Source organism: Bradyrhizobium sp. STM 3566, from assembly GCF_045571445.1.
GTDB lineage: Bacteria > Pseudomonadota > Alphaproteobacteria > Rhizobiales > Xanthobacteraceae > Bradyrhizobium > Bradyrhizobium vignae.
Genome location: NZ_CP120692.1, coordinates 1,988,226 through 2,011,832 on the forward strand (window position 1 = coordinate 1,988,226; position 23,607 = coordinate 2,011,832).

20 protein-coding genes and 1 pseudogene are annotated in these 23,607 nt (G+C 65.8%); 11 read left to right on the forward strand and 10 right to left on the reverse strand.

Annotated elements, in window-relative coordinates; all coding sequences use genetic code 11:
* Positions 1 to 12: 12 nt before the first annotated feature.
* From P6U27_RS09475 to P6U27_RS09485, 3 genes are all read right to left on the reverse strand, one after another.
* Positions 13 to 1,584, reverse strand: a complete 1,572-nt coding sequence (locus tag P6U27_RS09475) for a DUF4403 family protein (protein ID WP_407193922.1) — start codon at positions 1,582 to 1,584, stop codon at positions 13 to 15.
* 141 nt (positions 1,585 to 1,725) lie between these two features.
* Positions 1,726 to 2,364 (reverse strand): DUF5074 domain-containing protein, encoded by a 639-nt coding sequence (locus tag P6U27_RS09480; protein WP_164937171.1) that lies wholly within the window; start codon positions 2,362 to 2,364, stop codon positions 1,726 to 1,728.
* A 30-nt stretch (positions 2,365 to 2,394) separates the two neighbouring features.
* Positions 2,395 to 3,615: a helix-turn-helix domain-containing protein gene (locus tag P6U27_RS09485; RefSeq protein ID WP_407193923.1), complete on the reverse strand. Its 1,221-nt coding sequence runs from the start codon at positions 3,613 to 3,615 to the stop codon at positions 2,395 to 2,397.
* 150 nt (positions 3,616 to 3,765) lie between these two features.
* Between P6U27_RS09485 and P6U27_RS09490 the strand changes: the two genes are divergently transcribed.
* Together P6U27_RS09490 and P6U27_RS09495 are read left to right on the forward strand one after the other, a co-directional pair.
* Positions 3,766 to 4,560, forward strand: coding sequence for a DUF899 domain-containing protein (locus P6U27_RS09490; RefSeq protein WP_407119958.1), 795 nt, complete (start codon positions 3,766 to 3,768; stop codon positions 4,558 to 4,560).
* Complete coding sequence (locus tag P6U27_RS09495; RefSeq protein ID WP_407193924.1) at positions 4,553 to 4,876, forward strand: hypothetical protein; 324 nt, start codon at positions 4,553 to 4,555, stop codon at positions 4,874 to 4,876. The genes P6U27_RS09490 and P6U27_RS09495 overlap by 8 nt, the downstream gene beginning before the upstream one ends.
* Positions 4,877 to 5,011: 135 nt before the next feature.
* Here the strand turns inward: P6U27_RS09495 and P6U27_RS09500 are convergent, their stop codons facing one another.
* Positions 5,012 to 5,431, reverse strand: coding sequence for a cytochrome c family protein (locus P6U27_RS09500; RefSeq protein ID WP_122406503.1), 420 nt, complete (start codon positions 5,429 to 5,431; stop codon positions 5,012 to 5,014).
* 112 nt (positions 5,432 to 5,543) lie between these two features.
* Positions 5,544 to 6,259 (reverse strand): annotated as a pseudogene (locus P6U27_RS09505) (L,D-transpeptidase).
* Positions 6,260 to 6,532: 273 nt separating this feature from the next.
* Here P6U27_RS09505 and P6U27_RS09510 point away from each other — a divergent pair.
* From P6U27_RS09510 to P6U27_RS09520, 3 genes are all read left to right on the forward strand, one after another.
* Positions 6,533 to 7,585, forward strand: a complete 1,053-nt coding sequence (locus tag P6U27_RS09510; protein WP_407193925.1) for a glycosyltransferase family 4 protein — start codon at positions 6,533 to 6,535, stop codon at positions 7,583 to 7,585.
* Between the two features lie 34 nt (positions 7,586 to 7,619).
* On the forward strand, positions 7,620 to 8,309 hold the full coding sequence (locus P6U27_RS09515; RefSeq protein WP_036038402.1) for a methyltransferase domain-containing protein: 690 nt from the start codon (positions 7,620 to 7,622) through the stop codon (positions 8,307 to 8,309).
* A gap of 132 nt (positions 8,310 to 8,441) precedes the next feature.
* On the forward strand, positions 8,442 to 9,101 hold the full coding sequence (locus tag P6U27_RS09520) for a hypothetical protein (RefSeq protein ID WP_407193926.1): 660 nt from the start codon (positions 8,442 to 8,444) through the stop codon (positions 9,099 to 9,101).
* 329 nt (positions 9,102 to 9,430) lie between these two features.
* On the opposite strand, the gene P6U27_RS09525 is transcribed toward P6U27_RS09520, so the two are convergent.
* Positions 9,431 to 11,095: an aminotransferase class III-fold pyridoxal phosphate-dependent enzyme gene (locus P6U27_RS09525; protein WP_122401946.1), complete on the reverse strand. Its 1,665-nt coding sequence runs from the start codon at positions 11,093 to 11,095 to the stop codon at positions 9,431 to 9,433.
* 35 nt (positions 11,096 to 11,130) lie between these two features.
* Here P6U27_RS09525 and asd point away from each other — a divergent pair, with 35 nt between their 5' ends.
* Positions 11,131 to 11,994, forward strand: coding sequence for an archaetidylserine decarboxylase (gene asd / locus P6U27_RS09530; protein WP_122401947.1), 864 nt, complete (start codon positions 11,131 to 11,133; stop codon positions 11,992 to 11,994).
* 69 nt (positions 11,995 to 12,063) lie between these two features.
* A complete protein-coding gene (locus P6U27_RS09535; protein ID WP_122401948.1) occupies positions 12,064 to 12,651 on the forward strand; it encodes an NUDIX hydrolase in 588 nt (195 codons plus the stop codon).
* Between the two features lie 261 nt (positions 12,652 to 12,912).
* Here the strand turns inward: P6U27_RS09535 and P6U27_RS09540 are convergent, their stop codons facing one another.
* Entirely contained in the window at positions 12,913 to 14,373 is a 1,461-nt protein-coding gene (locus tag P6U27_RS09540) for a FecR domain-containing protein (RefSeq protein ID WP_244607930.1), read from the reverse strand.
* A 296-nt stretch (positions 14,374 to 14,669) separates the two neighbouring features.
* Positions 14,670 to 15,446, reverse strand: a complete 777-nt coding sequence (locus P6U27_RS09545) for a DUF2147 domain-containing protein (protein ID WP_122401950.1) — start codon at positions 15,444 to 15,446, stop codon at positions 14,670 to 14,672.
* Positions 15,447 to 15,983: 537 nt separating this feature from the next.
* On the opposite strand from P6U27_RS09545, the gene P6U27_RS09550 reads away from it, so the two are divergent.
* The gene (locus P6U27_RS09550; protein WP_122401951.1) at positions 15,984 to 17,186 is read left to right on the forward strand and encodes an extensin family protein; all 1,203 of its coding nucleotides are present in this window, start codon (positions 15,984 to 15,986) and stop codon (positions 17,184 to 17,186) included.
* Between the two features lie 78 nt (positions 17,187 to 17,264).
* On the opposite strand, the gene P6U27_RS09555 is transcribed toward P6U27_RS09550, so the two are convergent.
* Both P6U27_RS09555 and P6U27_RS09560 read right to left on the reverse strand, forming a co-directional pair.
* Positions 17,265 to 17,600: a DUF6665 family protein gene (locus tag P6U27_RS09555; RefSeq protein WP_122401952.1), complete on the reverse strand. Its 336-nt coding sequence runs from the start codon at positions 17,598 to 17,600 to the stop codon at positions 17,265 to 17,267.
* 43 nt (positions 17,601 to 17,643) lie between these two features.
* On the reverse strand, positions 17,644 to 18,279 hold the full coding sequence (locus P6U27_RS09560; RefSeq protein ID WP_122401953.1) for a TetR/AcrR family transcriptional regulator: 636 nt from the start codon (positions 18,277 to 18,279) through the stop codon (positions 17,644 to 17,646).
* Between the two features lie 195 nt (positions 18,280 to 18,474).
* Between P6U27_RS09560 and P6U27_RS09565 the strand changes: the two genes are divergently transcribed.
* The 3 genes from P6U27_RS09565 (at position 18,475) to P6U27_RS09575 (ending at position 23,593) form a co-directional block, all read left to right on the forward strand.
* Positions 18,475 to 19,773 (forward strand): HlyD family efflux transporter periplasmic adaptor subunit, encoded by a 1,299-nt coding sequence (locus tag P6U27_RS09565; protein WP_407193927.1) that lies wholly within the window; start codon positions 18,475 to 18,477, stop codon positions 19,771 to 19,773.
* A gap of 95 nt (positions 19,774 to 19,868) precedes the next feature.
* Positions 19,869 to 21,455 carry a DHA2 family efflux MFS transporter permease subunit gene (locus P6U27_RS09570; protein ID WP_407193928.1) on the forward strand — a complete coding sequence of 529 codons (1,587 nt, stop codon included), beginning with the start codon at positions 19,869 to 19,871 and terminating at the stop codon, positions 21,453 to 21,455.
* Between the two features lie 338 nt (positions 21,456 to 21,793).
* Complete coding sequence (locus tag P6U27_RS09575; RefSeq protein WP_162500168.1) at positions 21,794 to 23,593, forward strand: ABC transporter ATP-binding protein; 1,800 nt, start codon at positions 21,794 to 21,796, stop codon at positions 23,591 to 23,593.
* Positions 23,594 to 23,607 lie beyond the last annotated feature (14 nt).

Sequence of the window (23,607 nt, forward strand, 5' to 3'; positions counted from 1 at the left end):
AGTGGGGGCGCGCTACATTCCGGGCAGCTTCGTCACATACACATTCAGCGAGCCGCCGGCTTCCGCGACCACGCGCAGGGTCTTGGAATCGAACGCGATGTCGGCGAGAGTGAGGCTTTCGATCCTGGCCTCGACCTTGAGGCCGTCCTCGCTCTTCTGGTAGTCGGCGATGGCGGCCGCGATCTTCTCGCGCGCGTTGGCGGCGATCGGCTTCAGGTCGAGGGTTGCCTTCTGGAGCAGCGCCTGCTGCATCTGCGGCACCACCGCGCGCGCGGCGGCGCCCAGAAGGCCGAAGGCGGCCTCGGACTCCACCGCGAGCTGGATGTCGGCGAGGCGCAGCGTCTGCCGCGCCTGGTCGAGCACCGGCCGGCCCCAGATGTGCACCGTCGCCTCGGCACCGAAGCCGAACCAGCTCTTCTTCTCCTTGGCGCGCACCAAGAGCGAGATCAGCAGCCGGTCACCCGAGGGGATGACGTTGGCGCTCTTGACGGTGACGTCGACCGGGCCGGAGCCGTCCTCGGGATAGGTGTGGCCGACCATCTGCGCTGCGATCAGCTTGTTGATCTCGGTGAAGGGCACGTCGATCGGCACGCCGATGTTCACGCCGGTGCCGGTCGGCGGCACGATCGAGATCTTGTCGGGGAACGGACACTCCGGCTTGGTCTGCGTCGAGGTGACGCGCGTCTCGGCCTCGAGGCCGAGCAGCAGCGTCACGGCCTGCGCATCGACGCGCGGCTGCGCCGCGATCGCCCGCACCGGCTTCATCTCGAGCCAGAGCGGCGGCAGCGCGGCCGATGAACCCGAGCCTTGCAGCGGGATCGAGCGGCAGGCCTTGACCCATTGCGCCTTCGCGTTCTCGCGCAGCGATGGATCGTTGCGGATGCGCTCGGAGACGGCGTTGATCTGCTCGCCGACATTCTTGTCGATCAGCGGCTTCACCTGCGCCGGCACGTTGACCTTCGCGCCGGCGACGTTGAGGTTGGTGTCGCCGAGATTGACCTGGGCGCCGAGATTGGGCTCGAGATGCCAGGCAGCGGCGAGCTTCGGGCGCGAGGTGACGACGACGTTGCCCTTGATCTCGGCGCTGGCGTTCAGGTTCTTGATGTTGACCGCGCCGATCCGCTTCGCTGCGTCACCGCCGAGTACGCTGCCGAGTGCGTCGCCAAGCGCGCCTGTGGCTTTCGACGACAGCGAGCCCGTCACGTTGAGCTTTCCGGTGAGCGGCGTCGAGATCGTCAGCACGTCCTTGTCGCCGCTCGCTGCCATCGGCCCGCGCGCGGCGGACCAGCCGATATCGGCGTTCTCCAGGATCTGCGAGATCGGGTTGTCGGCCTTACCGGCGAAATTGCGCGGCGCGGCCTTCTCGGCCTGCTCGCGGATCGCAGATATCGCGATGGCGACCGGCGCGACGACGATGGAGCTCTTCGAGGCGGGCGGCAGCGGCGGCAGCTGCGCGACGACCGGCGGCGCCGAATTCGTCGCGCGCGGCGACAGGACGTCCATCACCTTCAGGCTGATGAAGAACAATCCCGCGAGCACTGCGACGCCGATCAGGATGGTCTTCAAATTCAACGTGAGTCGCATCGATCCCCCAAGCCGCCCCGGCGGAGATTTTACAGGGCGGGCGAGGAGGGCGCTAGAGCGCACCGGTTGGGTGGAATTGGGGCGAACAGGTTAACGGCTGCGAACGCGCCGTCGCCGCGCTTCAAGTCATCACGACGGGGGCTAGCTGCGCCGAGGACGGCGGACCGCTCTCACGTTGCCGCTACCACCGCCGCCGCAGAAGAAGCGATCGCCGCCATCTGACTCCAACCCTGACACGATTGCCCCGGCGGGCAGGTCGAGTTGCTCGATCACTTTGCCCGTTTCAGGGTCGATCCGCCGCAAATCGCTCTCCTCGCCCTCCCAGGTGCCATGCCAGAGCTCGCCGTCGACCCAGGTCACGCCGGTGACGAAGCGCTTGCTCTCTATGGTGCGGAGAACCTTTCCCGTTTCGGGATCGACCTGATGGATCTTGCGCTCACGATATTGTCCCACCCAAAGCGACCCTTCGGCCCAGGCCAGGCCGGAATCGCCGCCGCCGCCGGGCGCCGGGATGGTGCCGAGCACCTTGCCCGAGGCCGCATCGATCTTCTGGATGCGATCTTCGGCGATCTGGAACAGGTGCCGGCCGTCGAACGCCGTTCCCGCATGCGCCGCGACGTCGATGGAGCGCACGATTTTGCCGCTGGCCGGATCGACAGCGTTCAACTTGTCGCCGGATGCGAACCAGACATGCTTGCCGTCATAGGTCACGCCGTGCACGGCCTCGACACCCGGAAACGGTCCATACTCCGTGACGATCTCGGCGGCTGAACGTTTCATGTGCTCGATCCCTGTGAACTGGTGCACACCTTATGTCTTCAGGAGCGGCGTGGGGAGTAACAAGCCTGTCGGGAAACCCGGAACGGGAGGCGTCATCCAGCGGCGCGCGCGTCCGTGTCCGAAGGACTGCACCTTGCCCGAGCGCGCCAGCTCCTCGAGGGCGCGCTGCACGGTGCGCGGACTGATCCCAAGCGCAAGTGCGAGCGCCGAGCTCGACCACGGCTCGCCGTCGGCGAGAAAAGCGAGGACAGCGGCGTGCTTCTCCTCATTGGGCCGCGCCAGCACGAGGACGTCGCGAATCTTCCGCGGCGCCAGCACAAAGCCCTGCTTGGTCGCGCTGACATCGGCCAAAGGCCTGAGCTGGGTGCGGAGCCGTCCGATCTCGACGCGCAATCGCGCGCGGTGCGACTCGTCCGCGTGCTTGGCTTGAAACGCGCCTGATATCAACGTCTCTCGCGAGACATCCGCCGGCCATGCCTGCGCCAGCAGACGAGCGAGCGCGAACAGCACGGGGCGCGTTCCCAGCGACACCACGACGCCTTGCCTGCGCACCACATGATGGAAGGTGTCCACGACGAGCGCCGTCGAGGTCGCCAGTCGTTCGATTTCTCCAAGCAACAACGGGTGTTCGCTGCCGCGCGCGATCAGGCGCGCTGCCGGCGTGTCGAGTATGATGTTCGCGCTCTCGACCTCGGCCACGAGCGCCGGGATTCTCGCAAGGCGCGCCGCGTGAGCCGCGCGGCCGAGGGCCGCGCGTGCCTCTTTCGTCCTGAGCCGCCTGATTGCGATGCCGGCGACCACGAGCTCGCGGACGACCTGGGAGGCAGGCGGGAGCGGCGCAGGGCGGACTTCGGCCAGCGTGCGCTCGGCCTCATCAAGGCGCCCGACCAGAAGCAAGCGACGCGCCTCGACATGGCCTGCATGGGCGGCATTGACGAGATCGCCGTGGTTTTCGAGCGTCGCGCGCGCCGCCGCGAGCGTCTTCACCGGCCAGCTCAGATCGCGCGAGACCAGCGCGATCTCGGCTTCGGCGACGATGCACCTCGCGCGTGCCACGGCCTCGCGCGGACCGAAGGCGCGCGCGGCGGTGCGCAGCAGCGACTTGGCTTTGGCGAACTCGCCGAGCTGTGCCATCGCGATGCCGCGCAACGCCAGCGACGGCGCATCGTTGCGCAGCGCAACGCGGTTCAGGGCACCGAGCGGATCGCCGGCTTCGAGCGCGCGCGCGGCGGCGGTGATCAGCGACTCCATGTCAATCCCGCCACACTTGTTACTCCCACCGCCCAGCCGCTTGGTGCCAGACATCGCTGACGGCCGACAATGTGCGGCGAGGGACGATCGGTTCCGCGAGACGCGGGAAGGTCGCCCGGACGAGACATCAGGCAAGGAGTTTGGAGAACCATGATGACTTCAGCAGACAAAGCAGGGACGAACGGACAGACCGCCATGCAGACCCCACCGGTGGTGTCGCCGCAGGATTGGGAGGCCGCCCGCCAGCAACTGCTCGTGAAGGAAAAGGCGCATACCCGTGCCCGCGACGCCCTGGCCGCCGAGCGCCGGCGCATGCCGTGGATGGAAGTCAGCAAAACCTATGCGTTCGAGGGCCCCGGCGGCAAGCTCAGTCTGCTCGACCTGTTCCAGGGCCGGCGGCAGCTGATCGTCTACCGCGCCTTCTTCGAGCCAGGCGTGTTCGGCTGGCCCGATCACGCCTGCCGCGGCTGCTCCATGGTCGCGGACCAGGTCGCCCATGTCGCCCACCTCAACGCACGCGACACCACGCTCGTGTTCGCCTCGCGCGCGCCGCAGGCCGACATCATCAGGCTGAAGAAGCGGATGGGCTGGATCATGCCATGGGTCACCATCACCGACAGTTTCGACGCCGATTTCGGCGTCGGCGAATGGCATGGCACCAACGTGTTCTACCGCGACGGAACGCGCATCTTCCGCACCTATTTCGTCAAGAGCCGCGGCGACGAGCAGATGGGCGGCACCTGGAACTATCTCGACATCACCCCGCTCGGCCGCCAGGAGGTGTGGGAGGATTCGCCGGCAGGCTATCCGCAGACGCCGACCTACAAATGGTGGAACTGGCACGACAGCTACACGGAAGGCGCGGCGCCCGATCAGAAGTGGGTCGAGATCTCGGACGCCGGCGAGAAGGCGTTTCGCAAGGAGGCCGCGGAAGGTCGTGACTAGTCCGCTGAGCCCAACCGCGCCCGCCCGTCGCGATGGCATGGTGGCCGCGCGCCACCTCGCCAGATGGCTTGGCCTTGCGGCCACGCCAACCTTCGCGGTCATGGCGCTGCTGACGGCCGTGCTCGGCGACGGAGCGGCAAACATGCTGTGCGGCGCCGGGCAGGGATCGCTGCTCGGCGGGATGGTGCCGATGTATCTCTTGATGAGCGCGTTTCATTCGGCGGCATGGCTGAGGTTGATCTCGAACCGGTCGGCTTCCGCCGGTGTGAACGCCTCGTCCTTCGAGAGGCGCGCAAGGGCGCGCTCCTCAGGATGAGGCTGACTGGCCGCGGCCCGGCGGCGAAAATGCAGCCGCACACTCAACCCTCATCCTGAGGGCCGCCGCCGGCGGGCGTCTCGAAGGATGCGCCGCGATTTTCGATGCAAGCCCCAACACGCGGCGCCTGCGCCGCTATTGCGCTCCCGCCGCCTGCAGATACGCAACGATCTTGCCCGCTTCATCCACCGAGATGCCGCCATAGGGCTGCATCTTGTTGCCGGAGACGACCTCGTCCGGCTTGACCATGAAGCGGGTCAGCTTGTCCTGATCCCAGACGAATCCGGCTTCCTTCATCGACGAGGAGTAATTGTAGTTCGGCAGCGAGCCGGCCTTGCGTCCGACGATCTTGTTGAGGTTGGGACCGAGGCGGTTGTCGCCTTCCTTCACGGAGTGGCAGGTGCGGCAGGAATTGTTGAAGGCCTGCTGGCCGCTGTCATCGCTCGCCGGCTGCTGCGCCAGCGAGGAGGGTGCCGATAGGAGCAGCGTCAATGCGCCCGCGCCTGCAATCGAGCGCAGCCGCGTGCCTGACGATGGTTGCTGGCGTGATTGCATCTGCGCCTCCGTCGGAGACCGCACCGCAGCGAGCGCGCGTCGGGATCTCGAGGGCAAACGAAAACGGCCCCGGTGGGTTCCGGGGCCGTTTGCGTCACAATGTCCGGTCGCTTTAGCGCGTCGCGGTGCCGAGATCCGCGCGCCGCTCGGTCATCGGCAGCACGATCACCTTGGTGCCCACTTGACGCGGGAATAGAGGTCGGTGACGTCGTCGTTGGTCATGCGGATGCAGCCGGAGGAGACGTGCTTGCCGATGGTCTCGGGCGCGTTGGTGCCGTGGATGCGGTAGATGGTGCTGCCGAGATACATGGCGCGCGCGCCGAGCGGATTGCCGGGGCCGCCGGCCATGTGGCGCGGCAGATAGGGCTGGCGGGCGATCATCTCCGGCGGCGGGGTCCAATCCGGCCACTCGGCCTTCTTGCTCACCGACTGGATGCCGGACCAGGTGAAGCCGTCGCGGCCGACACCGATGCCGTAGCGCAGCGCCTGGCCGTTACCGAGCACGTAATAGAGATAGGTGTTGGGCGTATCGATGATGATCGTGCCCGGCGCCTCGCGCGTCGCGTAGGAAACCGTCTGGCGGCGGAAGCGGGCCGGCATCTCGACGGTGTCCTGATCCTCGGACGGCGCGGCCTGGTAAGGCGCTGCCTGATAGGGCTGATAAGGCTGGATCGGCTGCGGCGCGGCCATTGGCGGCAGCGGCTGGAAGAAGGGGAAGAGCTGCACCGGCGCGGCCTTGGCTGCACCAGCGAATGCGATTGCGGAGACCGCGACTGCGCCGAATGCAACGGCGCGCGAAAACGTCTTGAACGTGTCCAGATTGAACATGTGATCGCCCCTGTTTGCTCGGTGTTCTGCTCACCGCGGCACCGTTTCGGTGCTCCGTTGCGTGGATCATTAACTGCAAAACGTTTCGGGACATTTGCGCGGAAAACCGAAAACGGTTTCATGGCGGCAAGGATTGTTTCATGACAGTTTCGTGGCTCCGCGAGGCCATTAACGAACAAAACAGTGGGCCGACACTTCTGTGACGTCACACGCCTGAAATATCCTTCGTTGATGGTCGGTACCTGAGAATCATCAAACTCTCGGGACTTTCCCATGCGGGTATTAATCGCGACCGACGCCTGGCATCCGCAGGTCAACGGTGTGGTCCGCACCCTGACCTCGCTGGCGAATGCGGCCAAGGCCCTCGATGTCGAGATCGACTTCCTCACCCCCGACGGCTTTCCGTCCTGGCCGCTGCCGACCTATCCGGGCCTGCGCATTGCGCTGCCGAGCGGGAAGGAGATCGCACGGCGGATCGAGAGGGCGACGCCCGAGGCGCTGCACATCGCGACCGAGGGCCCGATCGGCTGGGCCGCGCGGGCCTATTGCCGCCGCAACCGGCTCGCCTTCACCACCTCCTACACCACGCGCTTTCCGGAATATGTCTCGGTGCGGACCGGCATTCCGGCCGCGGTCGGCTATGCCGTGCTGCGCCATTTCCACGATGCCGCCGCCATGACCATGGTGGCGACACCCTCGCTGCGGCAGGAGCTGTCCGAACGCGGCTTCAAGCGGCTCGGCTTCTGGACGCGCGGCGTCGACACCGAGCTGTTCCATCCCGACGCTCCCGCGAGCCTCGATCTGCCGCGCCCGATCTTCATGACCATGGGGCGCGTGGCCGTGGAGAAGAATCTCGAAGCGTTCCTCTCACTCGACCTGCCCGGCACCAAGGTCGTCGTCGGCGACGGCCCGCAGAAGGCTGCGCTCGAAAAGAAGTATCCGGACGCGGTTTTCCTCGGCGATAAGAAGGGGGCGGATCTCACCGCGCATCTCGCCGCGGCGGACGTCTTCGTGTTTCCGAGCCTGACCGATACCTTCGGCGTGGTGCAGCTCGAGGCGCTCGCCTGCGGCACGCCGGTTGCGGCCTTTCCGGTCACGGGTCCGAAGGACGTCATCGCCGATCACCCGATCGGCGCGATCGACCACGATCTGCGCATCGCGTGCCTGCGCGCACTCACCATGTCGCGCGAGACCTGCCGCAATTTCGCGCTGGAGCGCTCCTGGGAGAACAGCGCGCGCCAGTTCGTCGGCAATCTCACCTCACTTCAGCCCAGCCGTGTCCTGCGCGCCTCGCCTCGCATGGCGCGGCGGCCGGTGCGCAGCTGATCGTCAATTCGAACCCACAGCGAGAACCTCATCGATGGCCAAGATCATGAACCTTGACGGCACCCAGCAGCTCGACCTCACCCGCGGCACGGTCGAGCAGGCCTATGACCGCTGGGCGCCGGTCTACGATCTCGTGTTCGGCGGCGTGTTCGCCAAGGGTCGACAGGCCGCGATCGCGGCAACCAACAAGATCGGCGGCCGCGTGCTCGAGGTCGGCGTCGGCACCGGCATCTCGCTGCCGCTCTACGCGCCGAACCTGCGCATCTTCGGCACCGACATCTCGGAAGCGATGCTCGACAAGGCGCGGCGGCGCGTGAAAGAGCAGAAGCTGAAGAACGTCGAGGGCCTCGCGGTGATGGACGCCGAGAAGCTCGAATTCCCCGACAATTCCTTCGACGTCGTGATGGCGCAATACGTCGTCACCGCCGTGCCGAACCCGGAGAAGGCGCTCGACGAATTCGCCCGCGTGCTGCGTCCCGGCGGCGAGCTGATCATCCTCACCCGCGTCAGCGCCGACACCGGCATGCGCCGCTTCATCGAGCAGAAGCTGCAGCCGGTGGTGCGTCCGCTCGGCTTCCGCACGGCGGAGTTCGCCTGGTCGCGTTACGCCAAATGGCTCGCCGGCGCGCACGGCATCGAGCTCGCCGAGCGCCGGTTGATTCCACCGCTGGGGCACTTCTCGCTGGTGCGCTTCCGCAAGGTCGACGTCGCCAAGGCGGCTTGAGAAGGCGGCGTGAGCTCACGCGTCGCGTGCGTCATCGCGCCGCTGCACATCGTCACATGACGAAATGATGATGTCACACGGCCTACATCGAATCCCTGTAATCCCGGACCCGAAAGCATTTTGGGGGAGAGCATGATCAAGAACTATCTCGAGCAGCTGCGGATCCAGCGCTGGGACGACCATCGCTACTATCACCACAGCCGCATCAATCAGAGCCTGCATTTCGTCAGCGCGCTGAGCTTCCTCTTCGCCTATATCTGGCTGTTCATCGATCCCGTGGTCTCCGCGCTGGTCGGTTGGCTGGTCTCGATGACCTCGCGCCAGGCCGGTCACTTCTTCTTCGAGCCGCACACTTACGACCACATCAACCAGGCGACGCACGAGTACAAGGAAGAGATCAAGGTCGGCTACAACCTGCAGCGCAAGGTGGTGCTGATGGCGATCTGGGCGCTCTCGCCGCTGGTGCTGGTTGCCGATCCCACCCTGTTCGGCCTGTTCACGCCGTGGCAAAGCGCGACCGACTTCATGCGTCAGGTCGCCAAGATCTGGCTCGTGGTCGGCGGCGGCGGCCTGCTGTTCCGCACCGTGCACCTGTTCTTCATCCGCGACGTCGAGACCGGTCTCGTCTGGATGACCAAGATCCTGACCGATCCGTTCCACGACCTGATGCTCTATCGCAAGGCGCCGCTGGCCCTGATGCGCGGCGAGCTCATGGACCCCGGCCTGCATCTCAACCCCGAGCACACCCTCGGCCTGATCGGCGAGCCCACGCTCGAAGAGCAGCACGCCTGAGCGCGCGGCGGACACAACGCACTCCTATGTCTGCTGGTTACGTCATGCCCGGCCTCGTGCCGGGCATCCACGTCTTGGGGGCTGCATCTTCGCCTCTCTCCGCGCGCGGTGGGGCAATCGCACATGGTGCACACAATGCAGCGGCATTGAAAGTAGGCTCCCTCTCCCGCTTGCGGGGGAGGGCTGGGGTGGGGGTGTCTCCGCGTCGGGATTGTCGGGGATTGCTGACGGCGTCCCCGTGTGGCGAGAACCCTCACCCGCCGCGCTCTGCGAGCGCGGCGGCCTCTCCCGCAAGCGGGAGAGGCGGAGCAAGCCCGCGCGATAAAGCCTCAGCGCCCGAACCGCTTGGCCAGCATCTCTTTCAGGATCTGCCGCTTGATCTGCTTGTTGGTAAGGGCGCCATCGTGCCACCAGAAGCCGTCGGCCTTCATCTTCCGCGCGGCGCGGACGAAGCGCTCGGCGACCTCGGTGAAGTCGGCATCGGTGTAGTTGAGGCTGAAGATCAGCCTTCCGGTGCCGACCCAGCTCAGCGCCAGGCCCTCGGCGCGCAGGTAATATTGCAGCATCCAGTTGTAGCGGGACGGGGTGGTGTATTTCACCGTCCAGATCGAGGAGAAGTTGGCGAAGCGCACCGGCAGGTCGGCATCGGTCATCATTTGGTTGAGCTTTTGGACACGGCCATTCCAGGTCTCTTCCAGCCCGTCATAGACGGCGCGGAAGTTGGGGCTGGCGAGCCGGCTCAAGAACTCGTCCATCGCCGTCATGACGTAGGGGTGCGAGTTGAAGGTGCCGCGGGCGAAGCAGATGTCGGCTGGGCGATCATCGCGGAAGCGGCGCATCAATTCGCGCTTGCCGCAGACGACGCCGACCGGCAGGCCGCCGGCAAGGCTCTTGCCGTAGGTCACCATGTCGGCCTTGACGCCAAAATATTCCTGGGCACCGCCGGCGGCGAGACGGAAGCCCACGAAGACCTCGTCGAAGATCAAGACGATGCCGCGTTGGTCGCAGACCTCGCGCAGCTTCTTCAGCCATTCTGTATAGGCCGCGCGATCAAAGTCGCCGCCGCGGGAGGAATCGACCAGCGAGGAATCGCCGGGCGCGTTGACGTTGGGATGCAGGCCCTGCAGCGGATTGACCAGCACGCAGGCGATGTCTTTGCGCGTCTTCAGCACATGCAGCGTCCTCTCCGACATCTCGGCGAGGGTGTAGGTCTCGTGCGCAGGAATGGGGTTGCCGACGCCGGGCTGCACGTCGCCCCACCAGCCGTGATAGGCGCCGGCGAAGCGGACCAGATGCGTGCGCTTGGTGTGATAACGCGCCAGCCGCACCGCCTGCATCACGGCCTCGGTGCCGGACATGTGGAACGAGACTTCGTCGAGGCCGGAGATATGGCGGAGCCGGCTCACGTTCTCGAGGATGACCGGGTGGTAGGGGCCGAGCACGGGACCCAGCGCATGCGCGCGCTTCTCGGCGCCCTCGATGCACTCCTTGTAGAAGTCGTTGCCGAAGATGTTGACGCCGTAGGATCCGGTGAGGTCGTAGGAAGTGTTACCGTCGACATCGGTGACGGTGACGCCGCGCGAGGATTCCATGAAGGTCGAGGTGCCCAGGTGCTCGCGCACGAGACGCGAGAACTGGAATGGCACACGGTAGCTCTCGGTGAAGTTCAGGTCGGAGATCGCCTCCGCCGCCTCCTTCGTCAGGGCGCGGCCCTTCGGGTAGCGCTCGGCGTAAAGCCTGGCGAGGCGGAAGAAGGCGTCCTTGCGCTGGGCCACGATGTTCGCGGGCGCGCCGTCGCATCCGAAGTACCTGTCACCCTCGAACTCGTAGAATGGGAGCAGCCGCGCCATCCGCCGCGACATTTTGGAGTGCCCGGCGAGCGAGCGGTGCTTGGCGCGGGACAGTTCGACCCGCGCCTTGATCTTCGGGAGGACGGCGGCAGCGGAGGCTGCGGCGGCCACGGACATCGAGAGAATCGGGAGTGTCGTTTCCATGACAACAAGCGCTAAACCTGCGAGCTGACAGATTCATGACAGTCAAAGCCCTCATCGCCTCTTTCACCCAGCAGGAAGACCTCAACTTCCTGTTGACCAACCGCATCCCCCGCGCGGCGCTGACCCGCTTCATGGGCTGGTTCTCCAAGATCGAGAATCCCTTCGTGCGGGACTTCTCGATCGCGCTGTGGAAGCTGTTCTCCGACCTCGACCTGTCGGAGGCGCGCAAGACCCACTTCAAGAGCCTGCACGACTGCTTCACCCGCGAGCTGAAGCCGGGCCTGCGGCCGTTCGATCCGGACCCCTCGATTGTTGCCAGCCCTTCGGACGGCATTGTCGGCGCTCACGGCAAGATCGCGGACACCGAGCTGTTCCAGGTCAAGGGCGCGCCCTATTCGCTACTCGATCTCCTCGGCGATTCCGCGCTGGTCGATCAGCACCGCAACGGCTCCTTCGTCACGCTGCGGCTGACCTCGAGCATGTATCACCGCTTCCACGCGCCCTATGACGCCCATATCGAACGCGTCACGCTGATTCATGGCGATGTCTGGAACGTCAACCCGATCGCGCTCAAGCGCGTCGAGCGTCTCTTCTGCAAGAACGAGCGGGCGGTGATCCGGACGCACCTAGCGACCGGCGAAGCGGTGACACTGGTGCCCGTTGCGGCGATCCTGGTCGCGAGCATCCGCCTGCACTTCCTCGACATGGTGCTGAACGCGCAGACCCGCGGCCCGGTCAATTTCCCCTGCGACGTCAATGTGGCGAAGGGGGAGGAACTCGGCTGGTTCGAGCACGGCTCGACCATCATCATCCTGGCGCCCGGCGATTTCATCTTCTGCGATGGCATTGCCGAGGGTACGCGCATTCGCGCCGGTCAAGCGCTGCTCAGAAAAAAGTAGCCTTCAATCCGCCGTCCCCGCTGCCTATATCGTCGTTCGGGGACGATTCGATCGACACGGATTTGAGCGATGGCGCGGGCGCCGGTGATGGCAGCGGGTGGAATTGTGCTGCGGCGTGGACCTGCGCCACGGATCGCGGTCGTGCGCCAGCGCAAGCGCAACGAATGGGTCCTGCCCAAGGGCAAGCTCGATGACGGCGAGACGCCGAAGCAAGCCGCGCACCGTGAGGTGCTGGAGGAGACCGGCCACGACGTTGCCGTGCACGAATTTCTGGGCACGCTCGCTTATCAGTCCGGCGGGCGCTCCAAGATCGTGCATTTCTGGCGGATGCAGGCTGACGGAGCGCCGGTCCGCAAGCTGATGAACGACATCAAGGCGGTCGACTGGCTGACGCTGGACGATGCGATCGCCCGCCTTTCGCGCGAATATGAGCGTGCGTTCCTCAACGAAGTTGGCCCGATCGCGCTCGCGGCGGCGGGGTTGGCGCCTCTGTCCGCGCCGGAGTCGAAGCAGGATTCCGAGCCGGTATCGCCATTGGCCACCGACGATATCGAGTCAGCCCTGCAAACGCTGACACCGGCGGAAGCTGCGTCCGTGGATGAACTGCGGCACGGCCTGTTGCAGAAGGTGAAGGCCTGGTTGCGCGGCGAAGCGTGAAGTCTCGAGCCGCGCTGCTCGCAGGTGAGACGGCATCCGCAGGTTGATGCGATCAGGTGAGCGTCAACTTCCTCCACATCGTCATTGCGAGCGCCGCGAAGCAATCCAGAATCTCTCCGCGAAAAGATTCTGGATTGCTTCGTCGTTTCGCTCCTCGCAATGACGTGGAGATGGCGGAGTGCGCCTCTCTCGCACTCTTTGCTCAGAGGCCACCGCCGGGCCGAAGATGCACATGCGGGCGCGACGGGCGAAAGTGAAATGTCACCGCCGCTCCTTCTCTTTGGGAGCCGGCTTGCGCGGCGCGGCGGGGCGTTGAGCGCCCGGCAGGCGTTGCTGGACTCCGCCGGAACGCTGCATGCCCGGCTGTTGGATCGCCGGCGGCTGGCCTGGCTGCAATCCTGTGCGCGGCATTTGCGGCTGCGGGGTGAGCCCCGGCTGTGGCGGCGCGATGACTCCGGGCTGCACCGGAGCTTGTCCACTGCGCTGCGGCTGGGCTCGCGGCGTGCCGCCCGGCTGGATGCCTTGCTGAGCGCCTTGTCCGGCGCGAGGCGCGCCCATCGGGCGACCAGCGCCCTGTTGCCGCGGCCCTTGCTGCTGCCCTTGCTGCTGCCCTTGTTGCGGCCCTTGGCCGGTACGCGGCGTACCCGGCTGCACCGCGCCACCTTGTTGTCCTTGTCCCTGTCGCTGCGGCGGTTGCGCGCCTTGCTGCGTTCCTTGCCGGCCCGGCGTGCCCGGCTGTTGCTGACCTGGACGATTGTTCTGACCGGGCTGTCCGTTCGGCCGCTGCGGTTGCTGGCCCGGCGCCGTCGTCGGCCGCAATTGTTGCTGCTGCGGCGGTTGCACCGGCCGCGGAATGCGGCTGATCGCGGCCGGATTGGCGCGGCGGAAGTCGCGCTGCTCGATGACGATTTGCCGGCCCGCGGTCTGGGCGAGATGTACCTGGCTGACGAAGCTACGGTCGCGCGCGATCTGCTGCGCGGGAATCGTGATCGGTACCGCGGTAAAGCGCATGACGCCGCCGGTGCCGCTCGCGCCAGGCCGGATCGCAAAGCCGCTCGCGGCCTGCGTCAGCGCGCCGAGCCGCGCCCCGCTGCTGCGGTCGTCGACATCGATGTGGCCGACCCGGCCGTCGGCGTCAGGATAGAGTTTGATGTTGACGTTGCTCGCCCTGTTCGCCGCCGCACTTTCGGGAACATCGATAACCCCCGTTGTGCCGCGGATGCCGAGCGTTGCCGTCGGCGTCGTGATCTTCATGTCGCCGGTCTTCGCCACGGCCGCTGCGACGAAGGCCACCGTGCCCTTACCGACGTCGAAGATCGCCGAATTCTGCTTGCCGCTATCTTCATAGACGTAATTGTCGATGGTGATCTTCGCGCTGGCCGAAAGGTTGAACGTCGTCGCATCGTTGAAGGTGATGCCGAGTGAGGAGTTCGACGAGGTCTGCACGACGTCGTTGAGATAGATATCGTCGCGCACCCGCAGCGGATAGGAATTCCTGTCGCGGATCACGGTCGCGATCCCCGTCACCGTCGCGACGTTGCCGATCGGCTCGACGGCGGCGGGCTGTGCGTCCGGGGACGGTGTCAGCGAGGCTGATGGCGTCGGTGAAGGCGCGGGCGTCGGCTGCACTTGTGGCTGTGCCTGCGCAAGCTCGATGGCATCGGACGCGAACGCCACACCTGTGCCTGCCAGCGGCAAGGCCAGCAGGGCGAGCGCGAACATGGAGCAGCGCCAAGCTACCAATGAAGTCACGAGGAGGTCCCGGAGAGAAGGCGAGGCGAGAGCCGCGGATTTCAGCCGGGCGCATCTGAATGGCGGATGAACGTCTGTCGCACGGGAAGGGACGAGCGTTCGAGCGGTGCGCGGCTCCGGCGTGGGTTGGCTCTCTCGACAACGTCATGGCCGGGCTTGTCCCGGCCATCCACGCCTTGTTTGGCGACACCAAGAACGTGGATGCCCGGGACAAGCCCGGCCATGACGAAGATCGCGAATCTCTCAGGGACCACGCGCTCCGCGCATCAGCTCACGCGCTTCCAGGTCTGACCGCCGCAGAACATGCCGCCGAAGGCGCAGCCCTGCACGCGCATCGCATTCGGGCTCTTCATCGAGATCGTCGAGTCGTAGTTGCGGCCGGAGTTCGGATCGCGAATGCGGCCGCTCCACTTCGAGCCCTCGGGCTTCATGTTGATCAGGATGCGCTCGTTGGTCTTCTCGGCATAGCCGCAGAGATTGGGGCCACATTGTTCGACGCGGACATTACCTTTGTTCTCTTCGGTCGCCCACACGCCGATCGGCGAATTCGGTACCGCGACGGGCGCGGCGGCAACCGGAGCCGGCACGGGAGCAGCAGCGACGGCCGCGGGCGCGGCAACGGGAGCAGGAGCCGCAACAGGTGCGGGCTGCGTGTTGTCGAAGCTGGCGGACGGGGCGGAAGCTGCAGGCGTGGTGACGGCCGACGCGGTGGGCGCGGTCGCCTGCACTGGCGACTGCGGCACCGGCTGCTGCGGCGCCGGAGCCGGCGCGGGCTGCGCCGTTGTGGTCGCGGGAGCCGGCGTTGTGTCGACGTCATCGTCCTTGGAGCCGCCAAGGCCCTTGAGGTTGATGCTGTCCAGCTTGATCGGCTTGTCCGACAGGCCCGGCGCAATGATGGTCACGCAATTCAGTGAGGCGCAGTTGCGCGGCGTCTCGATGCGGATGTGCTGGCCCTCGATCTGAAACGAGATCGAGTTGCCGGCATGCGCGGCGGCGGTCGAAACGAGGAAGAGCGCGGCAGCGGCGATGGTGAGCTTGTTCATGACAATCTCCGAAATTGCGCGGTCCCGAGATGGACTGAAGTCGCTGGCGGTTGAAGCGTGGCTCGACCCTACGCCGAGGTGGTCAGGCGTTCTGTGATGGACGTCACAACGGCGCCTGGCCGGGGCTCTCGCTGGAAGCCCGCGCAGCCGACCGTTCCTGTCTCCACGAGGCCGGCGCGCGAGGATAGAACCCCTCATCCGTCGCGCTTCGCGCGCCACCTTCTCCACAAGGGGAGAAGGGAAGAGAGATACCGTGTGCTGAGCCTCTAAATCATGCCGAGCACGATGGCGCCGACGAAGGCCATGGCGAGGTAGGCGGTGATAACGCTCAGTCTCCCGGCGAACGTCATGTCGCTCCCTCCATGCGCGCCGCTTGGCGCGCAGCCTTATGGTTAACAGAAAGTTCCTTCTCGAAAAAGTCAGGCTCGCTGTCGCTCATCGGCGGCAGCGTTCGAGCCAGCGCAGGCCGTCATGGTTAAGGAAGGCTGAAGTCAACACGTTGAAGAGTCCTTAAGTAAATTCATCGAACGTGCGTGCATGACGCGCGGAGTTCGTTTGTATCTCGTCGGCTCCATCGTCCTTGTTTCGCTAGCGGGTTGCGGTCGCGGCTTCTTCCAGGCCGAACGTGAGCCATGGCGGGCCGAGGCGGAAGCGGCGTGCCTGAAATCGGGCGCGGTCAAGGAGAGCGCCGACATCGTCCGCATCGATCCGATCTCGGGGCCCGGCATGTGCGGCGCCGAGTATCCGCTGAAGGTTGCCGCGATCGGCGAGGCCTCGAGCACCTATGGCTTTACCGACGAGACGTTGCGCCCGCCCGGCAACATCGGCAACCAGCCGCGCTGGCCGGTGCAGCCGCAGTCGAACTATCCGCAGGGCCAGAATTATCCGGCATCGTCCTATCCGCAACGCTCGACCTATCCCGAGAGCGCGGTACACCAGCCCGCGGGCTATGGCGCCTCGACCGGGCCGATGTCGCTGAACGCACCGGGCGTAGCGCCGCAGGAGGACGAGATCGATCTGCCCCCCGAGGGCACCGATGCCGCGGGCGCAGCGCGCTACATGAATGCACCGAGCTATCCGGCTCGTCCTGCGCCTTACTCGCAGGCGCCTGCGCAGCAGCCGCTGCCGCGTCTTGGTCCGGCGCAGGGCAATTCCGTCACGGCCGTCGGTCCTGTCGCGATCAAGCCGACCGCGACGCTCGCCTGTCCGATCGTATCCGAGCTCGACCGCTGGCTCGCCGACACGGTGCAGCCTTCGGCGATGCGCTGGTTCGGCGTCCGCGTCGCCGAGATCAAGCAGATCTCCGCCTATTCCTGCCGCGGCATGAACGGCAATCCCCATGCTCATATTTCCGAACACGCCTTCGGCAATGCACTGGACATCTCCGCCTTCGTGCTGGCCGACGGCCGCCGCATCACCGTGAAGGACGGCTGGCGCGGTATGCCGGAAGAGCAGGGATTCTTGCGCGATGTGCAGTCGGGTGCGTGCGCGCATTTCACCACCGTGCTCGCGCCGGGCTCGAACGTCTATCACTACGATCACATCCACGTCGATCTGATGCGTCGCGCCAGCCGCCGCCTGATCTGCCAGCCCGCCGCCGTCTCCGGCGAAGAGGTCGCCGCGCGCGCGCAATCGCGCAGTCCCTATGCGAATGCGCGCGAACCGTCAGTGACCGGCTCGCTCGGTGCACGCAAGAGCGCGACACGCAAGCGGGAAGAAGACGAGTACGCCGACGATTAGCGGCGCTCTTGCCTGTCGCCCGGATGACGCTGCGCGCAATCCGGGAAAGTCCCCGCATTCCGCTTCGCCCCATGCGGGCTACGATCTCGCCGGCTTCGACGGCGCCACCCCCATGCATAGCTGCACCTCGCCCGGAACGTTGTAGGTGCGCATGATATGGCGGCTGTCGCGCAAGCCGGACGCCTCACGTTGCACCACGAACATCCAAAGCGCGTAGCCGGCTTCCATCACCAGCTTGCGCCTGGCCGGTTGCATCGAGGTCGGCACCTCCGAGGCTGCGTGGGCAGCGTCGAACTCACGCAAGCGCGCCAGCGCCTGTTCGAGTGCGCGGCCCATCCGTCCAAGTGCCGAGGCCTGTTCCTGGACGATCTCGTAGTGGAGGATATCGACCGGCGGGCGAAGATCACGAGACATGGCCGCAATATAGTGCTGCCCGGCCCGCAGGTGCAACGCGCAGCTACGTCGTCTTGTATGCCGCCAGGAACATCCGTGTTGCGCTGTCGACCACCGTGGTCATGCGCTCTTCCGACGGCGCGGGTGCGGCCTGGAACACGAAGGGCAGGAAGAGCGAGGCTTTGCACAGCTCCATGAATTGCGAGGCGGCGAGATTGCAATCGTCGATCTCGAGATCGCCGGAGGCGACCTGGGCTTTGAGATAGTCGGAGAGGCGATTGATGCTCTTGTCCAGCACGCGCGCATAATAGCGGCGGCCGACATCGGGCATGCGCTCGGCGATCGCCATCACGGTGCGGATCGCCGATCCGCCGCCGGGCCGGCAGAGCAGATGGATATAGGCCCGACCGAACTCCTTCAGCGTGGTCTCGGCATCGCGCGCGGGATCGAAATTGAACACGACCTGGCCGTGCTGGAGCGCTTCCTGCTCGAGGATGGCTTCGAACAGCGCGGATTTGTCGGCGAAGTAGACGTAGAGCGTGCCCTTGGAGACCTGCGCGGCGCGCGCGATCTCGCCCATGCTGGCGCCGTCGAAACCAAGATCCATGAACACCTTGCGGGCACCGTCGAGAATCTGGCGGCGCTTGGAGCCGTCGTCCTCCTGGATGACGTGCAGATGTTCGCTGGCAGTTACAACCATTGGTTCAGCGTCTCGAAAGGTTTTTGGGCCGGCTCAGGGCCATGAAACCCGAATAAAGGATTCGCGGCGGTACAGTCTTGGCCGGGAACATTATTGTATATTGACCGAACCGTTCGGTCAATGATATCTGGGATCGGCGAGAGGAAACCGGCTGCGCAGCGGCCGCCCTCGGTCGCGCTTATTGGGGAGGCCTTTATGGCCGTATCGAGAGACCAGGCTGCTCGCGTCCTTCGCCAGGAAGCGGCGGAGGACCGGGCCGGCGGTGATGCTGCGTCCGAGACATCGGCACCCCCTGCCGAGCAGTTGCGCGCTCATGTAGCCGAGGAAACGAAGCGTCCGACCCGCGAGGCGCCAGAGAAGCCCGTGGTCGACAAGCCGGCCGCACCCGCTGCCGCTGCGCCCAGGTCCGGCAAGCGCAAATTCGTCCTGATGGGCGTCGGCCTCGTCCTCGCACTCGCTGTTGCAGGCTATGCAGGCTACTACACTCTGGTCGGCCGCTTCTACATCTCCACCGACGACGCCTATGTCCGCGCCAACAACACCATGCTCGGCGCGCGCGTTGCCGGCCATATCTCCTCGATCCTCGCCGGCGACAACACGGCGGTGCGTGCCGGCGACATCGTCTTCCGCATCGACGACGGCGACTACAAGATCGCGGTCGAAGCCGCCGCGACCAAGATCGCGACCCAGCAGGCCACCATCGATCGCATCGGCCGCCAGGTCGCCGCGCTCGACAGCCAGGTCGCGCAGGCCAAGGCGCAGCTCGTCTCCGCCGAAGCGGGCCTCAAGCGCGCCGACCTCGATTATGAGCGCCAGCAGGCGCTGAGCAGCAAGGGCTTCGCCTCGCGCGCCACCTTCGAGAGCTCGGAAGCCGGACGCGATCAGGGCGCCGCCGCGGTCAAGGCCGCGCAGGCTGCCTACGACGTCGCGGTCAGCAATGTGGACGTCGCCAAGGCGCAGCAGGCCGAAGCACAGGCTCAGCTTGCCGAGCTCAAGACCACGCTGGCCAAGGCCGAGCGCGACCTCGGCTTCACCGCGGTGCGCGCGCCGGTCAACGGCACGTTCTCGAACCGCCTGGTCAACACCGGCGACTTCGTCGCGGTCGGCCAGCGCCTCGGCAACGTCGTGCCGCTGGACGAGGTCTACATCGACGCGAACTTCAAGGAGACGCAGCTCAAGCGCATCCGTCCCGGCCAGCCGGTGACGATCAAGGTCGACGCCTACGGCATGCGCAAGTTCTCCGGCGTGGTCGACAGCATCGCGGCGGGCGCGGGCTCGGTGTTCACGCTGCTGCCGCCGGACAACGCGACCGGCAATTTCACCAAGATCGTGCAGCGCGTGCCGGTGCGCATCCGCGTGCCGAAGTCGGTGGCGAAGCAGAACCTGCTCCGCGCCGGCATGTCGGTCTACGCGACCGTCGACACCAACAAGGGCGCCGCCGACGCCGACAGCGAGGTCGATCTCGACGATCCCACCGCGATTCATCCGCAGTAGGGGCGCTATGATGTTCGAGACGAGCGCCGCTTCGTCTTCCACCTCCCCCGAAGGGAGAGGTGGATCGTGCCGCCTCGCCCGAGCCGAGTGAGAGAATGGCCACCGCCACCACCGCTTCGCCTGCCATGATGGCAGCTTCCGCTTCGGAGCGCATCGCGCCGAAGCGGCTGTTTGCGTTCATCATCATGGTGTTCGGGATGTTCATGTCCATCCTGGACATCCAGATCGTCTCGGCGTCGCTCAGCGAAATCCAGGCCGGATTGTCGGCGAGCTCCAGCGAGGTCTCCTGGGTTCAGACCGCCTATCTGATCGCCGAGGTGATCGCGATCCCGCTGTCGGGATTTTTGTCGCGCGCCTTCGGCACGCGGCTGTTGTTCGCGATCTCGGCGGCCGGCTTCACCTTCTCGAGCCTGCTCTGCGGCTTCGCAACGACGATCGAGGAGATGATCCTCTGGCGCGCGCTGCAGGGTTTTCTCGGCGCCGGCATGATCCCGACGGTGTTCGCCTCGGCCTACACCGTGTTCCCGCGCACGAAGTTCCACATCGTCGGTCCCATCATCGGCCTCGTCGCGACGCTGGCTCCGACGGTCGGGCCGACGGTCGGCGGCTACATCACCGACCTGATGTCGTGGAACTGGCTGTTCTTCATCAACGTCGTGCCCGGGATCGGCATCACCCTCGGCGTGCTGGCGCTGGTCGATTTCGACGAGCCGCATTTCGAGCTGCTCGACCGCTTCGACTGGTGGGGCCTGCTGTTCATGGCCGGCTTCCTCGGCACGCTGGAATATGTGCTGGAGGAGGGACCGCAATATGAATGGATGCAGGACACCTCGGTCGCGATCTGCGCCTGGATCTGCGCGATCTCGGCGATCGCCTTCTTCTGGCGCGTGTTCACGGCGGCCGAGCCGATCGTCAATCTGCGCACCTTCTCCAATCGCAATTTCGCCGTCGGGTGCACGCTGCAATTCTGCATTGGCATCGGCCTCTACGGCTTGACCTACATCTATCCGCGCTATCTCGCCGAAGTGCGCGGCTACAGCGCGCTGATGATCGGCGAGACCATGTTCGTCTCCGGCATCACCATGTTCCTGGTCGCCCCGCTGGTCGGGCGGCTCATGGCCAAGCTCGACATGCGCTACATGATCGCGTTCGGCCTCATCGTGTTCGCGATCGGCTCCTACCAGATGACCTGGATCACCCGCGATTACGATTTCTACGAGCTGTTGGTGCCGCAGATCCTGCGCGGCATCGGCATGATGTTCGCGATGGTGCCGACCAACAACATCGCGCTCGGCACGCTGGCGCCTGACCGAGTGAAGAATGCGAGCGGCCTGTTCAATCTGATGCGCAATCTCGGCGGCGCGGTCGGTCTTGCCGTCATCAACACCGTGCTCAACGACCGCACCGACCTGCACATCACCCGCCTGCAGGAGCGCGTGACCTGGGGCAACGCCACTGCGACCGAAACCCTGACCATGTTCATGCAGAAGTTCCAGGGTCTCGGCGATTCCACGCTGATGGCGATGAAGCAGCTCTCCCAACTCGTGCATCGCCAGGCCGTGGTGATGAGTTTTGGCGACGCCTTCCTCATGCTGACGCTGTTCTATCTCGGTCTCAGCCTGCTGGTCGCGCTGCTGAACAAGCCGGCTTCGCCGTTCGGCGCCGGCGGCGATGCGCACTAATTTGCAACACTCGTGCGTGATCTCGCGCGAGCCCCGTTGCAATTCACGAGCGACACATCTATAAAGCGCACCTCATTCAATCGAACCGGGAGGGATTTGCATGATTTCGTCGCAATCGCAGATCGTACGCCCGCGCTCGATGATCTCCTGGCTCGGTATGTACGCGGCCCGTTAGAGGCCTCTTCCGCCAGCTTCGATTGGGCCAAGGTTTTGGCCAAGCGTCCCGATCGCTTCGCTTCCCAAGTCAAAATCAGTTCTACATGACGCCGTTGCGGCCTTCGGGCCGACTTGCGTCCATTCGATGGAGCCGGCCCGCGCGAAAGCGGCCGGATGATGCCATGACCGCTCTGTCAAAGAAGCCCGCGGCGATTCGCGTCGTGCTGCCCTTCGTGTTCCGGCACTGGCTGAAGCAGCCGGGGCGCGGCCTCGTCGTGGCCGGCGGCCTGCTCGGCGCGACCGTCGCCGATTTGTTCATGCCGGTGTTCTCCGGACACCTGATCGATGCGCTGACCCGCGGTCCGTCCGATCCCGATGCGCGCCACGCGGCATTGGTCGCGTTCGGCGCCATCGTGGCGCTCGGCGCGGCCTCGATGGTGCTGCGGCTCGCAGGGCTCCAGGCGATCGTGCCGTTCACGCTCAAGATCATGTCGGACGTCGCGCAGGACGCGTTCACGCGCGTGCAGCGCTTCTCGACCGACTGGCATGCGAACTCTTTTGCCGGCTCCACGGTACGCAAGATCACCCGCGGCATGTGGGCGCTCGACCTGCTCAACGACACACTTCTGTTGGCGCTCTTGCCCTCGTTTGTCGTTCTGATCGGGTCGATGATCCTGCTCGGCGTGCACTGGGCCTCGCTCGGCGCGGTGATTGCGCTCGGCGCGCTGGCCTATGTCACCATGACGGTGCTGTTCTCGACCCGCTACATCGCGCCGGCCGCGCGCGTCTCCAATGCCTGGGACACCAAGGTCGGAGGCACCTTGGCGGATGCGCTGACCTGCAACGCGGTGGTGAAATCCTTCGGCGCGGAGCTGCGCGAAGACGCGCGGCTCGCCCGCGTCATCAAACGCTGGCGCGTGCGCGTGCGGCGGACCTGGTTTCGCTACAACTACACCGCCATGGCGCAGCTCTCGCTGCTGCTGGCCTTGCGTGCCTCGGTGATCGGCGGCTCCGTGCTGCTGTGGATCTCGGGATATGCCTCGCCGGGCGACGTCACCTACGTGCTGACGAGCTACTACGTCATCCACGCCTATCTGCGTGACGTCGGCATGCACATCAACAACCTGCAGCGCTCGGTCAACGACATGGAGGAATTGGTGGCGATCCATGACGAGCCGATCGGGATTGCGGATGCGGTCTATGCGCGGCCGATCGCGATCGAGGGCGGCGAGATCGTGTTCGACGACGTCACCTTCCATTATGGCGGCCATCGCGCGCCGCTATACGACGGCTTGTCGGTCAGGATCCGCGCCGGCGAACGCGTCGGTCTCGTCGGCCGCTCCGGCTCCGGCAAGTCGACCTTCGTCAAGCTGGTGCAACGGCTCTACGACGTCACCGGCGGTCGCGTGCTGATCGACGGGCAGGACATCGCGCTCGCCACGCAGCAATCGCTGCGCAGCCAGATTGCGATCGTGCAGCAGGAGCCGATCCTGTTTCACCGCTCGCTCGCCGAGAACATCGCCTATGGCCGGCCCGGCGCCAGCTTTGATGCGATCGAGCAGGCGGCGCGGCTCGCGAATGCGCACGACTTCATCCTGCGTCTGCCGAAGGGTTACGGCACGCTGGTCGGCGAGCGCGGCGTCAAACTGTCGGGCGGCGAGCGGCAGCGCGTGGCGCTGGCGCGGGCGTTCCTGGCGGATGCGCCGGTGCTGATCCTGGACGAGGCGACCTCGAGCCTCGATTCGGAATCGGAGGCGCTGATCCAGGAGGCGATGGAGCGGCTGATGAAGGGCCGCACGTCGATCGTGATCGCGCACCGGCTGTCGACGGTGAGGAGCCTCGATCGCATCCTGGTGTTCGACCGCGGCGAGATCGTCGAGCAAGGCACGCATGCTCTGCTCGCGGCCAAGCCGGCGGGCATTTATCGCGGCCTGTTCGAGCGCCAGGTGGTGGAGCTCGGGCAGATCGCAGCAGCGGAATGAGGCGCGGCCTGCGG

What these genes read in the sequence shown, in the direction of transcription:
- P6U27_RS09475 (WP_407193922.1), bottom strand. Translation starts at nt 1,584, where the DNA reads ATGCGACTCACGTTGAATTTGAAGACCATCCTGATCGGCGTCGCAGTG.
- P6U27_RS09480 (WP_164937171.1), bottom strand. Translation starts at nt 2,364, where the DNA reads ATGAAACGTTCAGCCGCCGAGATCGTCACGGAGTATGGACCGTTTCCG.
- P6U27_RS09485 (WP_407193923.1), bottom strand. Translation starts at nt 3,615, where the DNA reads ATGGAGTCGCTGATCACCGCCGCCGCGCGCGCGCTCGAAGCCGGCGAT.
- P6U27_RS09490 (WP_407119958.1), top strand. Translation starts at nt 3,766, where the DNA reads ATGATGACTTCAGCAGACAAAGCAGGGACGAACGGACAGACCGCCATG.
- P6U27_RS09500 (WP_122406503.1), bottom strand. Translation starts at nt 5,431, where the DNA reads ATGCAATCACGCCAGCAACCATCGTCAGGCACGCGGCTGCGCTCGATT.
- P6U27_RS09510 (WP_407193925.1), top strand. Translation starts at nt 6,533, where the DNA reads ATGCGGGTATTAATCGCGACCGACGCCTGGCATCCGCAGGTCAACGGT.
- P6U27_RS09515 (WP_036038402.1), top strand. Translation starts at nt 7,620, where the DNA reads ATGGCCAAGATCATGAACCTTGACGGCACCCAGCAGCTCGACCTCACC.
- P6U27_RS09520 (WP_407193926.1), top strand. Translation starts at nt 8,442, where the DNA reads ATGATCAAGAACTATCTCGAGCAGCTGCGGATCCAGCGCTGGGACGAC.
- P6U27_RS09525 (WP_122401946.1), bottom strand. Translation starts at nt 11,095, where the DNA reads ATGGAAACGACACTCCCGATTCTCTCGATGTCCGTGGCCGCCGCAGCC.
- asd (WP_122401947.1), top strand. Translation starts at nt 11,131, where the DNA reads ATGACAGTCAAAGCCCTCATCGCCTCTTTCACCCAGCAGGAAGACCTC.
- P6U27_RS09535 (WP_122401948.1), top strand. Translation starts at nt 12,064, where the DNA reads ATGGCGCGGGCGCCGGTGATGGCAGCGGGTGGAATTGTGCTGCGGCGT.
- P6U27_RS09540 (WP_244607930.1), bottom strand. Translation starts at nt 14,373, where the DNA reads ATGTTCGCGCTCGCCCTGCTGGCCTTGCCGCTGGCAGGCACAGGTGTG.
- P6U27_RS09545 (WP_122401950.1), bottom strand. Translation starts at nt 15,446, where the DNA reads ATGAACAAGCTCACCATCGCCGCTGCCGCGCTCTTCCTCGTTTCGACC.
- P6U27_RS09550 (WP_122401951.1), top strand. Translation starts at nt 15,984, where the DNA reads ATGACGCGCGGAGTTCGTTTGTATCTCGTCGGCTCCATCGTCCTTGTT.
- P6U27_RS09555 (WP_122401952.1), bottom strand. Translation starts at nt 17,600, where the DNA reads ATGTCTCGTGATCTTCGCCCGCCGGTCGATATCCTCCACTACGAGATC.
- P6U27_RS09560 (WP_122401953.1), bottom strand. Translation starts at nt 18,279, where the DNA reads ATGGTTGTAACTGCCAGCGAACATCTGCACGTCATCCAGGAGGACGAC.
- P6U27_RS09565 (WP_407193927.1), top strand. Translation starts at nt 18,475, where the DNA reads ATGGCCGTATCGAGAGACCAGGCTGCTCGCGTCCTTCGCCAGGAAGCG.
- P6U27_RS09570 (WP_407193928.1), top strand. Translation starts at nt 19,869, where the DNA reads ATGGCCACCGCCACCACCGCTTCGCCTGCCATGATGGCAGCTTCCGCT.
- P6U27_RS09575 (WP_162500168.1), top strand. Translation starts at nt 21,794, where the DNA reads ATGACCGCTCTGTCAAAGAAGCCCGCGGCGATTCGCGTCGTGCTGCCC.